At 61.3% G+C, this 14,295-nt stretch carries 11 protein-coding genes and 1 tRNA gene; 6 read left to right on the top strand and 6 right to left on the bottom strand.

Going from position 1 to position 14,295, the window contains the following annotated elements; translation table 11 throughout:
• The first annotated feature begins 707 nt into the window (after window positions 1-707).
• Window positions 708-792, top strand: a tRNA-Tyr gene (locus HA052_RS13075).
• Window positions 793-842: 50 nt separating this feature from the next.
• Here the strand turns inward: HA052_RS13075 and fghA are convergent.
• Both fghA and HA052_RS13065 read right to left on the bottom strand, forming a co-directional pair.
• Window positions 843-1,676 (bottom strand): S-formylglutathione hydrolase, encoded by an 834-nt coding sequence (gene fghA / locus HA052_RS13070; RefSeq protein WP_206118897.1) that lies wholly within the window; start codon window positions 1,674-1,676, stop codon window positions 843-845.
• Between the two features lie 19 nt (window positions 1,677-1,695).
• Window positions 1,696-2,820 (bottom strand): S-(hydroxymethyl)glutathione dehydrogenase/class III alcohol dehydrogenase, encoded by a 1,125-nt coding sequence (locus HA052_RS13065; RefSeq protein ID WP_166452248.1) that lies wholly within the window; start codon window positions 2,818-2,820, stop codon window positions 1,696-1,698.
• A 131-nt stretch (window positions 2,821-2,951) separates the two neighbouring features.
• Between HA052_RS13065 and HA052_RS13060 the strand changes: the two genes are divergently transcribed.
• The 5 genes from HA052_RS13060 (at window position 2,952) to HA052_RS13040 (ending at window position 10,151) form a co-directional block, all read left to right on the top strand.
• Window positions 2,952-3,845, top strand: a complete 894-nt coding sequence (locus HA052_RS13060) for a LysR substrate-binding domain-containing protein (RefSeq protein ID WP_166452247.1) — start codon at window positions 2,952-2,954, stop codon at window positions 3,843-3,845.
• Window positions 3,846-3,921: 76 nt separating this feature from the next.
• Window positions 3,922-4,932 (top strand): nucleoid-associated protein, encoded by a 1,011-nt coding sequence (locus HA052_RS13055; protein ID WP_240937356.1) that lies wholly within the window; start codon window positions 3,922-3,924, stop codon window positions 4,930-4,932.
• A gap of 830 nt (window positions 4,933-5,762) precedes the next feature.
• Window positions 5,763-7,016 (top strand): EAL domain-containing response regulator, encoded by a 1,254-nt coding sequence (locus HA052_RS13050; protein ID WP_166452246.1) that lies wholly within the window; start codon window positions 5,763-5,765, stop codon window positions 7,014-7,016.
• Between the two features lie 94 nt (window positions 7,017-7,110).
• Window positions 7,111-7,767 (top strand): response regulator transcription factor, encoded by a 657-nt coding sequence (locus HA052_RS13045; protein WP_081549221.1) that lies wholly within the window; start codon window positions 7,111-7,113, stop codon window positions 7,765-7,767.
• Between the two features lie 2 nt (window positions 7,768-7,769).
• Window positions 7,770-10,151: an ATP-binding protein gene (locus HA052_RS13040; protein ID WP_166452245.1), complete on the top strand. Its 2,382-nt coding sequence runs from the start codon at window positions 7,770-7,772 to the stop codon at window positions 10,149-10,151.
• A 222-nt stretch (window positions 10,152-10,373) separates the two neighbouring features.
• On the opposite strand, the gene HA052_RS13035 is transcribed toward HA052_RS13040, so the two are convergent.
• The 4 genes from HA052_RS13035 to HA052_RS13020 form a co-directional block, all read right to left on the bottom strand.
• Window positions 10,374-11,273, bottom strand: a complete 900-nt coding sequence (locus HA052_RS13035; RefSeq protein ID WP_166452244.1) for a 4-deoxy-4-formamido-L-arabinose-phosphoundecaprenol deformylase — start codon at window positions 11,271-11,273, stop codon at window positions 10,374-10,376.
• A gap of 57 nt (window positions 11,274-11,330) precedes the next feature.
• Complete coding sequence (locus tag HA052_RS13030; protein ID WP_052051892.1) at window positions 11,331-12,374, bottom strand: bifunctional UDP-4-keto-pentose/UDP-xylose synthase; 1,044 nt, start codon at window positions 12,372-12,374, stop codon at window positions 11,331-11,333.
• A gap of 70 nt (window positions 12,375-12,444) precedes the next feature.
• Complete coding sequence (locus HA052_RS13025; protein ID WP_166452243.1) at window positions 12,445-13,347, bottom strand: formyltransferase; 903 nt, start codon at window positions 13,345-13,347, stop codon at window positions 12,445-12,447.
• Entirely contained in the window at window positions 13,344-14,291 is a 948-nt protein-coding gene (locus tag HA052_RS13020; RefSeq protein WP_166452242.1) for a glycosyltransferase, read from the bottom strand. The genes HA052_RS13025 and HA052_RS13020 overlap by 4 nt, the downstream gene beginning before the upstream one ends.
• Window positions 14,292-14,295: the final 4 nt, after the last annotated feature.

Genomic DNA, 14,295 nt, shown 5'->3' with positions numbered 1-14,295 from the left:
GTATGTCAGGGCGTGTCCCTGATGGCGAGATCATGCCAATGGCACAGCGGGCTTTCTTGGCGCGCTTGAGCGTCCGCGCGCGCAGATTTGCCAAATCCGCGGCTGGCGCGGGGGAGCAGGCTAAGAGCCTGTTTACGATCGCGCCAGCAAGGGAGAGACAAGGCGTTGCGGCTAAAGAAGCGGAGTGGTCATACGGTGCATGAGCATGTCGAAGCCGGTTTCAACGCCTTTTATCTATCCATCCCGCCGACGCGCAGCAGATCGTAAACAGGTTATAAGAACCTGCTTACGATCTTTTGTCTGTGCTTTGAAACACGGTTTTCTGCACAGGAGGCAGCGTATCCGACGCGCCCCGGGTCCCTTCAAGCCTGCCGTCGGGTGGCAGGTCCGAGGTCTTAAGCGGCTGCCTGTTCGAGCAGCGCGACGGTAGCGCGCTGCGAGTTCAGCCGCGCCTCGGACCTGACGGGAACCGGCGGGAAGTCGTAGGCCTGGCTTGCAGGGTGGCCTTTAGGGGTGGAGGGGATATTTGGCCAAGCAAATATCTCCTCCCTGCTCGCCGGGCAGCCCCGGCAATCAAAATCATCATCCGCGCAGCGGATTCCATGTCTTGGAGCCATCTCTCGGAAAGATCGTGAACAGGCTCTAAGGGTTTTCGCTAGGCAGTGATTGACGTGGGCGGCGCGAGGCTATATTATCCGCCTCTCTCTGGAGGGGTTCCCGAGCGGTCAAAGGGATCAGACTGTAAATCTGACGGCTCTGCCTTCGAAGGTTCGAATCCTTCTCCCTCCACCAGATTCAACAAAAAAGCCAGGCGATGCCTGGCTTTTTTGCGTTCCGCCGTCTCACAGGCCAAGGTGGCGCGCGTGGAAACGCAGCTGTTCCTCAATCAGGCTGGCGACGAAGTAATAGCTGTGGTCGTACTCGGCGTGGCGGTGCAGCTCCAGCGGGTAGCCGCAGTCCCGCGCCGCCCGTTCCAGCGCCTCCGGCTGCAATTGCACATCCAGAAAGCTGTCGGCGAGGCCAATGTCCACGCGCAGCGGCAGTTGTCGCTGCGCGTGTTTGAGCAACAGGCTGGCGTCCCAGTCCTCCCAGGCGGCGCGGTCTTCGCCCAAGTAGGCGGCGAAGGCCTTTTGGCCCCAGGGCGCGTTGACCGGGTGGCAGATGGGGCTGAACGCCGATGCCGAGACATAGTCCTGCGGTCGTTTCAGCGCGCAGATCAGCGCGCCGTGGCCGCCCATCGAGTGGCCGGCCACCGCGCGTTGCTCGGTGACGGGGAAGTTGGCTTCGATCAGCGCCGGCAGTTCCCGGCTGACGTAATCGTACATCCGGTAATGACGGTCCCACGGCGCCTGGGTGGCGTTCAGGTAGAAGCCGGCGCCCTGGCCCAGGTCGAAAGCCTCGTCGTCCGCCGCTTCCGCGCCGCGCGGGCTGGTGTCCGGCGCGACGATGGCCATTCCCAGTTCCGCGGCGACGCGTTGCGCGCCGGCCTTTTGCATGAAGTTCTCGTCGGTGCAGGTCAGGCCGGACAGCCAGTACAGCACCGGCACGCGCCGGCTGGCCCCCGCTTGCGGCGGCAGGTAGACGGCGAAGCGCATCCGACAGCCCAGCGTCTCCGAATCATGCAGATACTGTCGGTGCCAGCCGCCAAACGATTTGTTGACGCTGATGTTTTCCAGGTTCACGCGCGTCTCCGGCTCAGTAATGGATCACGGAACGGATGCTCTTGCCCTCGTGCATCAGGTCGAAGGCTTCGTTGACGCGTTCCAGCGGCATGGTGTGGGTGATGAAGTCGTCCAGGCGGAATTCGCCCTTCAGATAACGTTCCACATAGTCCGGCAACTCGCTGCGGCCGCGCACGCCGCCAAAGGCGGAGCCGCGCCATACCCGGCCGGTGACCAGCTGGAACGGGCGAGTGGAGATTTCTTGCCCGGCCCCGGCCACGCCGATGATCACCGATTCGCCCCAGCCCTTGTGGCAGCATTCCAGCGCCGCGCGCATCACTTTGACGTTGCCTATGCATTCGAAGGAGAAATCGACGCCGCCGTCCGTCATTTCCACGATCACGTCTTGGATGGGCTTGTCGAAATCATTGGGGTTGACGCAATCGCTGGTGCCCAGCTTCTTCGCCAGTTCGAACTTGCTCTCATTGATGTCGATGCCGATGATGCGGCCGGCGCCGGCCATGCGCGCGCCGATGATGGCGGACAGGCCGATGCCGCCCAGGCCGAAGATGGCCACGCTGTCGCCGGCCTTGACCTTGGCGGTGTTGATCACCGCGCCCATGCCGGTGGTGACGCCGCAGCCCAGCAGGCACACTTCTTCCAGCGGCGCGGCCGGATTCACCTTGGCCAGCGAGATTTCCGGCAGCACGGTGTATTCGGCGAAGGTGGAGGTGCCCATATAGTGGTAGATGGGCTTGCCGTCCTTGGAGAAACGGGTGCTGCCGTCGGGCATCAGGCCCTTGCCCTGGGTGGCGCGGATCTTCTGGCACAGATTGGTTTTGCCGGACAGACAGAATTTGCACTCGCGGCATTCCGGGGTGTACAGCGGGATCACGTGGTCGCCCACCGCCACGCTGCTGACACCGGGGCCGACGGATTCTACGATGCCGCCGCCTTCATGGCCCAGGATGCAGGGAAACACGCCTTCCGGGTCTTCGCCGGACAGGGTGAAGGCGTCGGTGTGGCACACGCCGGTGGCCACCATTTTCACCCGCACCTCGCCGGCGCGGGGCGGCTGCACTTCCACTTCTTCTATGCTCAGCGGCTGGCCGGCGGCCCAGGCCACGGCGGCCTTGCACTTGATGATGTCCTGGCTCATGAGCCCTCCTTTGGTGTTGGATCGTCGTCGCCGGCGGTTTTTGGCCGACGGCGGCAAAACTTTCATTGTATTTCTCGTGTTTGAATAGATAATCGTGGCAATTGGTAAATGATTTTTTCCGAGGTGGAATAATGTTGGGTTGGGAAGGCATTTGCGAATTCGTCAGCGTGGCGGAACAGGGCAGTTTCACCAAGGCGGCGCAGGCGCTGGGGATTTCCGTCGCCCAGGTTAGCCGTCAGGTCACGCATCTGGAGCGGCGGCTGGGCGCCAAATTGCTGTATCGAACCACCCGCCATCAGGCGCTGACCGAGATCGGCGCGTTGTATCTGCGCCACTGTCGGCAGTTGTTGGATTCGCTGGCGGAGGCGGAGCAGGCGATTTCGCGTCATCAGGCGCAGCCGCAGGGCAAGCTCAAACTCACCGCGCCGCTGGCTTACGGCGAAAGCCATATCGCGCCGCTGTTGACTCGGTTTCTACAGTGCCACCCGCAGCTGGAGGCGAGTTTGAACCTGTCCAACCAAGTGCTGGATCTGGTGCAGGACGGTTACGATCTGGCGATCCGCATCGGGCATCTGAGCGATTCCACGCTGATGGCGCGGCGGTTGGCCTCGCGCCGTCATCATGTCTGCGCCGCGCCGGCCTATCTGGAGCGCTGCGGCACACCCTTGGAGCCGGCGGACCTGGAGCGCCACAACTGTCTGTCTTTGGGGGGAGAGCATTGGCATCTGCTGGACGGCGGCCGCAGGCGGCAGGTGAGGATCAAGGGCAGCTTGCGTTGCAACAGCGGTCACGCCTTGGCGCACGCGGCGCGCTTGGGCCTGGGGCTGGCGCAATTGCCGGATTACTACGTCGCCCGCTTTTTGAGCAGCGGAGAGCTGATCGAGGTGCTGGCCGATTACCGCGAGCCGGAAGAGGGCATCTGGGCCTTGACGCCGCATAACCGCCAACTATCGCCCAAGGTTCGGCTGCTGATGGACTTCCTGGCGAACTCCCTGACCGACGATCCGTTGGCCTTGCCGGAATAGCAGGCCGCTTTCGCGGTTGCCAAGCCAGGGCGCAGTGGCAATAATCGCGCATTCGATTTTAGGCGGGAGCGCGGAAATGTTGGCGATTGGCGAATGCAGGGTGGAGCGGTTGGTGGTGCACCGGGTGGGCAACGCCGCGCGCGGCGAGGGCGCGCGCTTGTCCGAGCGGACCAGCTCCGTGGATGAGGAAGTGTCCTCCTTGTTGCTGGGCGGCTATTTGAAGAACATTGTGTCGGACAAGCGCCAACACCAGTTTTTCCATGAGTCCGATCTTAATCTGAACGAGATCTACCATTTCACTCGCCAGTTTTTCCGCGGAGAGCTGGATTTCCTGGCAGTGTCCCAGCGTATCGCCAAGCATCTGTACGCGCGTTCGCAGCATCCCAACATCAATGCCGGCGACCTGCTGGTGATCTTGTTTTCCGGCCTCAGCGACGGCGACCGCGAGCTGCGCGCGCTGGGGGTGTTCAAATCCGAGATCCGCGATGATTTCCTCACGGTGGTGGAATCCGGCGACGTGTTCGACATCAGCCACGCGTCCGGCATCAATCCGCGCTTGATCGACAAGGGCGCGTTGATTTTGGAGCATGGCCCCACGGTGTACGCGGTGGACCGGCTCAGCCGCGAGGCCAAGTTCTGGCTGGACGATTTCCTGAAAGCCATGCGGGTGCCGGACAAGGTGTCCAGCAGCAAGATGATGGCCAGCGTGGTGGAGCAGTTGTCGGAGGAGATAGAAGACCCGCTGCAACAGGCGCGCTTCAAGGATGAGTTTCTCACCCTGGTGAGCAGCGAGGAAGACGTGTCGGCCAGGCAACTGGCCAGCGCCGCCGAGAAGTTCGTTCCGCGCGAGCAGGTGGATCAGGCCATGGGTTCCGCCGCGGAGTCCTATGGTTTCGCGCTGGACGAGGAGGCGAAACTGCCGGCCAAGGGCATGGCGCGGCAGTTGGAAAAAACCTTGTCCAAGTACGGCGTCGGCCATGGCATCAGCGTGTTGCTGCCCAGCGGCGTTACCTTGAAGAATATCCAGTCGCAAAATGACGGCGAAGGCGAACTGACCCTGACCCTGCGTCTCAACAAACGCGGCTGATCGCTAGCCGAGTTTGTGTCTTGCCGCGCCGGTCGCGTGACCGGCGCGAAATCTTTTGTCGTGTTTCCTCGTCAAGCGTGTGGCCCTTGTCGCCTTGCCCTGCTTAGAGCCGCGGAAAACCCCCTGCCCCTTCTTGTCGTTCAATCTGTACCGTCTACGGCGGCGCGCCTTGGTTCAAGTGGTCTGCGGGGTTTTGTTTGTCTTGCTCTCCCTTCTTGTCGCTATTCTCGGCATCGCCATGTCTGGCGGCCTGGGTCGTATGCGCTATTGATTATTGTTTGTCGGAAATAATGTTGGTGTTGTTATTTATATCTTTAAATGTTTATTAATTCATATATTAATAATATATTTAAAAAAAGAATTATGCGTACTGGGTTGTGTTTTAAGATAAATCCTATATTTGATTATGAAATATTTTTTTATCATCGAGTTTTAAAGCCTAAATAAAGCGGCGTTATTCCGTTTTGTTTCACACGCGAGCAGCCGCCGCGGGAGCGACGGCTATGAATACGCAGGCATGATGTGTGCGGTGAGTCACGGCCGGCACGGCTTGTTTGGTAAAGACGGACCTTGCATTGCCATGTCAAAGACATTATGGCGCGGGGCTTTGCCGGCAGGGGTTTGCAACCTTGGATGATTCTTTGAGATTCATTGACTTGGGATGGGTGCTGCCGGCAATGTGACTGCCACATTGTCATGAGTTAATTGGCTAAGTCAGAGCCGTAATTAAACTTGTAAATCATATGCTTTTTGGGATTCTTAAAATGACGGCGCGTCAAGGCGAGCGTGGCGGATATTAAGCTGTCAGTATTCCAAACGGTAGGAAATCCATGGAAAATCTTAATGTTATGCTGGTGTCCGGATCTTCGCGGGACAATGACCGTTTTCAGCGCATGCTGTTTCGGGCCGGTATCCGCAATATTCGTCATTGCGGCCATATTCGCGAGGCGGAGCAGCAATTGCTGCGCGAGCCGGTGGATTTGCTGGTATGCGATATTCAGATGCCGGACGGCGGCGGCGCCGAACTGATCGCCAAAGTGTATGCCGGCGTGCGTCGCGGCGAGTTGGCGGACACGCCGATGCTGTTGTGGCAGAGCGCGGCGGGCAAGCTCTTGCAGGAGTCGCATGTCAGGCTGGCGCGCGAAGCCGGTTTCAACTATGTCTGGGTGACGCATCCCAGCATGGATGACGGCGAATGCGCGCTGTTTCTGCGTCAGGTCGAGTTGGCTAGGGAGGCGATGGCCGAAGCCGCCCGGGTCAACGGCGTGCCGGGGCGTTTGGGAACCCGGCCTTTTAGCGAGCAGGAGGTGATTGAAGCCCTGTGCTCCAAAGGCAATATCTCGATCGATTTGCAGCCGCAGGTGCGCCTGCGCGATGGGGCGGTGGTTGGCGCGGAGGCGCTGGCGCGTTGCATGCATCCGACGCGGGGCAATATCCGCCCGTCGGTGTTTCTGCCTGTGGTGAGCAAGTTGGGCCTGGATTTGCTGCTGTTCTTCCATGTGCTAAGCGGCGTGATCGCCACTCAGCAAGCGTTGAACGAGCAGGGCGTGCGCTTGCCGATTTCCATCAACGCGTCGGCGGCCACCCTGGCGTCGCCGAATCTTGTGCGGGAGATCACCATGCGTTGGGACAAGACCAAGCTGGCCCGATCGTTGCTGGTGATCGAACTGACGGAAAACATCGAGCCGGAAATCGGGCTCGATTTGATGGTGGCCTTGAACCAGTTGCGCGCCAATGGCTTCGACATTGCCTGCGACGACTACGGCATCGGCATCTCTTCGTTGAAGATGTTGTCCGCCATGCCTTTCTCGTCCCTGAAGCTTGATCAACTGTTCGTCGCTTCGATGCTGGAGAGCTCGCGACATTACGAAATCGTCCGCTCTTCCATCCTGCTGGGCAAAGAGCTGAATCTGCAGGTAATCGCCGAAGGAGTGGAGAGCGCGCGTCACGTCAAAGCTTTGCGGGAAATGGGCTGCGAGACCGGTCAGGGCTTTGGTCTGTACCGTCCGATGGCGCCGTCTCGCTATATCGAACTGGCGCGGCGGGCACCGGTGGAGTGGGATGCGCGAAGCCCGGACAGTTAGGCTAGGCGGCGGGGAAGCCGGGTGGGGAAGGAGGCGGAGGCATTCCCGCAGGAAGCGGCGATAAGCGGATGGGTCAATTTTAAATGAGAACGGCATGAGAAAAAGAATATCGCTGATGATTCTGGATGACCATGACGTGGTCAGGGTGGGGCTGGAAGCCAACCTCAAGCAATATCAGGAGTTCGAGATCGTTGGAAGTTTCGCGCAGAGCTCCCAGCTGCTGGCGGTTTTCCGCAAGCAGCTGCCGGATGTCCTGTTGATGGATTTTTCCTTGGGCAGCAATGAAGTGGACGGACTGAACCTGATTCAGTCCATCAATGTCCGTTATCCGGAGTGCAAGGTCCTGGTGCTGTCGTCGGTCGACTTGGTGGGAACGGTCAACCTGATGCTGCGCGCGGGCGCCCGCGGCTTTTTCAGCAAGTCGCAGCCGGTGGACGCGCTGGCGGGGGCGATTCACAGCGTTTATGCCGGACGGGTGTATCTGACGGTCAAGATGATGAGCGAGATGAATCTTTTGCTGTCGGGCGACATCAAGCTGGAGGAGGGCAAGGTGTTGGATCCGTATTCGCGCCTGTCGCCGCGGGAACGCGAGGTGGTGCGCTGTTGCCTGGACGGCATGAGCACCAGTCAGATTGCGGAGAAGTTCTCGCGCAGCATCAAGACGGTCAGCACCCAGAAAAAGGCGGCTTTTCAGAAACTGGGCATCAATACGGACAGGGAACTGTTTTTATTGAACTCCAAATTGGAGTAGCGGTGCGACTTCGACATTTGGGCTGCCTGATCGTCCTGTGCGCGCTCTTGTCCGCTTGCGCGGATCAGGGCAGCAAAATCCAGTTGAGCCGGGAAGAGGCGGAGTGGGTAGGCCGGCATCCGGTAGTGGATGTGTACGTACTCAGGTCCAAGCTGGCGCCCAATCGCAAGAACAGCAATATCCAGTACAAGGGTGTTGAGGCTTTCTTTCTGCAGTACGTGGGCAAGAAAAGCGGCTTGCAATTCAACATCGTGCAAGTGCATTCGGCGCAGAGCCTGATCGAGGCCAGTCGCGGCGGACGGGCGATGATGCTGGCCAGCATCAATCAGGACGCGATAGGCGAATTGAACCTGAACAAGGACTACTACTTCACCCAACCGTATTCCTCGCAGCCCTTGATGGCGATCACGCGTCGCGACCACCCGGTGGTGTTCGACCACGACAAGCTGCACGGGCGCAAGCTCGCTTTCATCTTCAACGACAACTCCCGTTCCTGGCTGCTGGGAGACCAGGCCAATCTGGACCTGCTTGTGGTGGAAACGCCGACTCAGGCCTTGAGGGCGATCCGGGACCGGCGCGCGGATGTTGGCCTGGTGCCGGAAAGCTACGCCCGCTTTCTGTTGAATTATCGTTTTCCCGATTTGACCAGCTCCGGCGCGCTTCCCGGGTATTACGCGATCTACCGAATGGGGGTCAGCAAAAGCCAGCCCCTGCTCTATGCGATCCTGCGGCGCAGCCTGGAGCAGATGTCGGCCGACGACGTCGACGCCGCCCGCCTGGCTTGGGAAGAACAGGTGGCGGCCCGGCCGTCGGTCTACAACGTGTTCAGAAACTATGCCGGAGAGGGCACTGTGCTGGTGCTGCTGTTCTTCGTCTTGCTGTTGGCGATGCGCTCCACCACGCAACTGCTGCGCAAGGCGCGAATGGGCGAAGCGGCCAAGAGCGAGTTCCTGGCGGTGGTCAGCCATGAAATCAGAACGCCGATGAACGCCATCATCGCCGCCGGCGAAATGCTGCAGGCCATGCCCATGGGCGAAAAGCAGCGCGAACTGGTGTTGCAGTCCAATCTGGCGGCCAACAGCCTGCTGCAACTGCTCAACAATATTCTCAACGCTTCGCGCTTGGACGCTGGTCAGGAAAGCCTGGAGCCGTCCTTCGTTAATGTCGGCTCTATCTTGGAAGGGCTGGTGAAGCTGTACACGCTGGCGGCGCGGATGAAGGGGCTGGAGCTGCGTTATGTCTGCGAGCTGCCTGAGCAGGCGCTCCGGCTGGATCCTTCGCACCTGCAGCGGGTATTGCACAATCTGATTTCCAACGCGATCAAGTTCACCGACAAAGGTTCGGTCACGCTGCGGGCGAGCTTGCAGAGCGGCCGCTCGGGCGGCAAGCGCGGCGTGCTGGTGTGTCAGGTGATCGATACCGGCATAGGCGTGCCGCTGGCGGCGCAGAAGACTATTTTCGAGGCCTTCGTGCAGGCGGATTCCGTCGCCACCCGCAAGTTTGGCGGCTCCGGGCTGGGGTTGACCATCTGCAAACGCCTGGTGGGCTTGATGAAGGGGCGCATCACGCTGGACAGCGACGGCGAGACCGGCACCACGCTTACCATCAAGCTGCCGGTGCGTCTGGGGCCGGCGCTGGCCAAGGAGGAGACGGAGACGGAATCATCCGGGCCGCCTCAGGCGGTGGGGCAAGGGCAGCGAGTATTGGTGGTGGAGGACCATCCCGCCAATCAACTGATGATTTGCGAGCAGCTGCGCCAGTTGGGCTGCCGGGCCATCGTGGCCGGCACCGGCGCGGACAGCCTGTTGATTCTGCAGCAAAGCCAGGATATCCGGTTGATCCTGATGGACTGCAGCCTGCCGGACTTCAGCGGTTACGAGGCGGCGCGACGGATACGGGCGTGGGAGCAGGCAGAGGGTCGCGCTCTGTTGCCCATTGTGGCGATCTCCGCGGCCAGCGGCGATCCGCACCGGGAAAAGTGCATGGACAGTGGCATGAACGGGGTGCTGGTCAAGCCTTTGCGGCTCAGGGATCTGCAGCACATGCTGTTCATGTGGCTGCCGGAAACGGTTCCAGTTTCCGACTCCGCGGGATCGCCGCTCCAGGACAGCGGGCTATGGGAGATGTTCATCGAACACAATGAGCGCGATTACCGCCAGGCGGTGAGGGCGGTTCAGCACGCTCATTGGTCCACGGCCAGCCAGCATTTGCACCGGATCTACGGCGCGGCCATGACCATGGAGCAGCAGGAGCTGGCAGAGTTGGCGCGAGAGCTAGAGGGCATGCTGTTGCAGGGCGATGCGGAGGGTTTGAATGAGCTCATGGACGCGTTGCGCGCGATGCTGGATCGGTTGGCAGGCCAAGCGCCGCCGGTCGGAGAATGAAGCTGGCCGGCGGCTTGGAGCTTGTGCGTTGGGCTATCGTTTCAACCCTAGTAAAGCGTGAGCCGGCTTTTGGAGCGTGTTCACGATCTCGCGAGCAAGAGCGAGACAAGGCGACAACGAGCGAAAAAGCGGAATGTACGAGGGGTACATGAGCATTTTGAGCTTGTTTTTAACGCCCTTGTCTAAAATCCCGCCGCAGCGCAGCAGATCGTCAACAGGTTCTCAGGCTTGCAGCGCCAGAGCGCCGCTGCGCCCGGGAATCTCTCCCATCACTACGCGGCCGGCGGGCAGCGCGGCCGTGTCCAGGCTGTTGAACAGCTCGATGCAGCTGCACAGCTGGTAGCCCTGGGCTTTCCAGCCCACCAGCAGATGCTCGAAGGTATAGCCCAGGCGCAGGCCTTCCAGCTCGGCGTGCAGGGTGTACACATGGCCGGTGGCCGGCGCTTCTTCCGTCAGCGCCAGGATATGGTGATGGACGTTGTCGGCGGTGAGGCCGTCCAGGCCTATCAATTCGTCCAGCGTCGGCAGCGTGGTGGGCAATTGCGGCACGCCCAGCGGCTGGCCGGCGGTGTCCACCGGCTGGAACGGGTGGGTGCCGCGGCCGTCGGACGCGTACAGCATGCCCAGCTCGCGTTCATAGGCCAGCGCCGCGTCGTTGATTTGCCAGCCGGCCGCGCCGTGGGTGCGCGCGGGTTCGCCGAAGATCTGTTCGAAGCGTTCGGCCGCCTTGCGCATTTCGGCGCGGGTCCAGGCGGCGTCCTTGCCGGCGACGTAGTCCTGCCACTTGATGTGGTCCCAGGTGTGAATGCCGACCTCGAAGCCCTGCGCGCGCACTTCCCGCATCAGCTCGGCCTCGCGCTTGCCGATGTCCGGGCCGGGCAGCACGGTGCCGTACAGCAGGGTGCGGATGCCGTAGTGCTCCACCACCGAGGTGCGCGACACCTTGGACAGGAAGCCGGGGCGGAACACCCGTTTGATCGCGCGGCCGGTGTGATCCGGGCCCAGGCTGAACAAGAAGGTGGCCTTGGCGTGGTGCTGCTGCAGCATGTGCATCAGCCGCGGCACGCCGTCGCGGGTGCCGCGCCAGGTGTCCACGTCGATTTTAAGAGCGAGTTTTCTCATGAAGGATCTCTGAGGCCGGCGCCGGGCCGTGGATCTTGGGCCGACGCCGGGAGCAGCTTACTCGGACAGGTCGCGGCTAGCGGCTACTTGGTCGCGGTAGTAGTCGTAGATGCCGCGCAGCGCGTCGGCCATGGTCACGCTCGGTTTCCAGTCCAGGTCCGTCATGGTGTTGGCGATCTTGGGCACGCGGTTCTGCACGTCCTGATAGCCTTTGCCGTAGTAAGCGCCGGAGGTGGTTTCCTCGATCTTCACCTTGTCGGCGTTCAGCTGGTATTCCGGGTAGACGCGGGCCAGGTCCAGCATCATCGCGGACAGTTCGCGGATGGAGTAGTTGTTGGCCGGGTTGCCGATGTTGTAGATCTGGCCGGAGGCCTTGCCGTCCTTGTTCTCGATGATCTTCATCAGCGCGCTGATGCCGTCGTCCACATAGGTGAAGGCGCGCTTCTGATGGCCGCCATCCACCAGCTTGATGGTTTCGCCGCGCACGATGTGGCCCAGGAACTGGGTGATCACGCGGCTGGAGCCTTCCTTCGGCGTGTTGATGTTGTCCAGGCCGCCGCCGATCCAGTTGAACGGGCGGAACAGGGTGTAGTTCAGGCCTTCCTGCATGCCGTAGGCGTGGATCACGCGGTCCATCAGCTGCTTGGAGCAGGAGTAGATCCAGCGCGGCTTGTTGATCGGGCCGCAGATCAGCTCGGAGTTCTCCGGGTCGAACTCTTCGTCATGGCACATGCCGTAGACTTCCGAGGTGGACGGGAACACCAGGTGTTTCTTGTACTGCACGCACTGGCGCACGATGGGCAGGTTGGCCTCGAAGTCCAGTTCGAACACGCGCAGCGGGTTGTTCACATAGGTGGACGGAGTGGCGATGGCCACCAGCGGCAGCACCACGTCGCATTTCTTCACGTGGTACTCGATCCACTCCTTGTTGATGGTGATGTCGCCTTCGAAGAAATGGAAGCGCGGATGATCTTTCCACTCGGCCACGCGGTCATCGTGCATGTCCATGCCGTAGATGTGCCAGTCGGTGGTTTCGATGATGCGCTTGGTCAGGTGGTGGCCAATAAAGCCGTTGACGCCGAGGATCAGTACTTTTTTCATTGAGATTTCCTTCATCGTCCCCTTCGGAAGGGGACTGTGATTTGCATGTGTATTCCGTGAGTCCGCCGCTTCAGGCCAGCGCCAGCGTCAGTGTCGTCGCCGGATCCAGCGCCGCGCCGTCCAGCGTGGCGGACAGAACCTTCAAGCGGCCGCCGTCCACGGCGTCCAGCCACAGCGCGCCGTTTTCTGAGTGTAGCCGGGCCGTTTGCAATTGTTGATCGTGACCGCCTGCGCGCAGGGTTTTCCAGATCACCAGCCGGCCGCCGTCGATGTCGGCGAAGGCGCCTGGAAACGGGTGGGTCAGCGCGCGCACGAAGTTGTGCAGCTGGGCGGCGCCGGATTGCGGATCCATGCGGCCGTCCTCCGGTTTGCGGCCGCCGAAATAGCCGCCCTGGCTCAAGTCCTGTTGGCGGAATTCAGCCTGGCCGGCGAGCAGCGCCGGCAGGCTGCGGGCCAGCACCATCTCCGCGGCCACGGTGACCTTGGCGAACACCTCGTCGGCATTATCGTCCGGCAGGATGGGCACCGCCATCTGGTCGACGAGGGGGCCGTTGTCCGGCTTGACGTTCATCACGTGCAGGGTGGCGCCGGTTTCGGTTTCGCCGTGGATGATGGCCCAGTTGATCGGCACTCGGCCGCGGTATTTGGGCAGCAGGGAGCCATGCATATTGAAGGCGCCGCGCGCCGGGCATTCCAGCAGCGGGGCCTTCAGCATGTGACGGTAATAGAAGGAGAACAGGAAGTCCGGTTGCGCGGCTTGCACTTGAGCCAGCACTTCCGGCGTGTTCGGGTCGTCTGGGGTGATCACCGGTATGCCGTAGTCGCGGGCGACTTGCTCCACGCTGGCGAACCAGATGTTTTCCTTGGGGTTGTCGCTGTGGGTGACCACCAGCGCCACCTCCACGCCGCCGCCGATCAGCGCTCTCAGGCAGCGCACGCCGACATTGTGATAAGCGAAGACTACGGCTTTCATGGCTTGTCCTTTTGCTCCAGCACTGCGCCGATCACATAGCGCGGCCTATCCCGCACTTCCTGATAGATGCGGCCGATGTATTCGCCGAGCAGGCCGATGCCGAACAGCGCGATGCCGATCAGCAGGAAGGCGATGGCGAACAGGGTGAACAGGCCGCCCACTTCAGGTCCGACGATGAGGCGGCGCAGCACCAGATAGACCACCAGCACGCCGGAGCCGGCGGAGACCAGCATGCCCAGCAGCGAGAATAGCTGCAGCGGCACGATGGAAAAGCCGGTCATCAGGTCGAAGTTCAGGCGGATCAGGCTGTACAGCGAGTACTTGGATTCGCCGGCGAAGCGCTCTTCATGGCCGACGGTGACTTCGGTCGGGTTCTGCGCGAACTGATAGGCCAGCGCCGGGATGAAGGTGTGCAGCTCGTTACACTGATTGATGGTGTCGATGATGCGGCGGCTGTAGGCGCGCATCATGCAGCCCTGGTCGGTCATCTTGATGCGGGTCAGCTTCTCGCGCAGGTGGTTCATCGCGCGGCTGGCCAGATGGCGCCACAGGCTGTCGTTGCGCTGGCGGCGGATGGAGCCGACGTAGTCGTGGCCCTTGTCCATTTCCGCCAGCAGCAGCTTGATGTCCTCCGGCGGGTTTTGCAGGTCCGCGTCCAGCGTCACCACCCGATCACCGCGGCTGTATTCGAAGCCTGCGAGGATGGCGCGGTGCTGGCCGAAGTTGCCGTTGAACAGCACTACCCGGGTCACGTCCGGCCGCAGGTCGAACTGCGCGGCGAGCATGGCCGGACTCTTGTCGCGGCTGCCGTCGTTGACGAAGACGACTTCATAACGCACGCCCAGCGCGTCCAGCGCCGGGTAGAGGCGGTCGAACAGCGCGGGCAGCACGTCCTGTTCGTTGTAGACCGGGATGACGACGGAAAGATCGATTACGCTTTTCATAATG

This window comes from Chromobacterium fluminis, from assembly GCF_011602385.1.
GTDB lineage: Bacteria > Pseudomonadota > Gammaproteobacteria > Burkholderiales > Chromobacteriaceae > Chromobacterium > Chromobacterium fluminis.
This window is presented reverse-complemented; position numbering and strand designations above follow the sequence as displayed.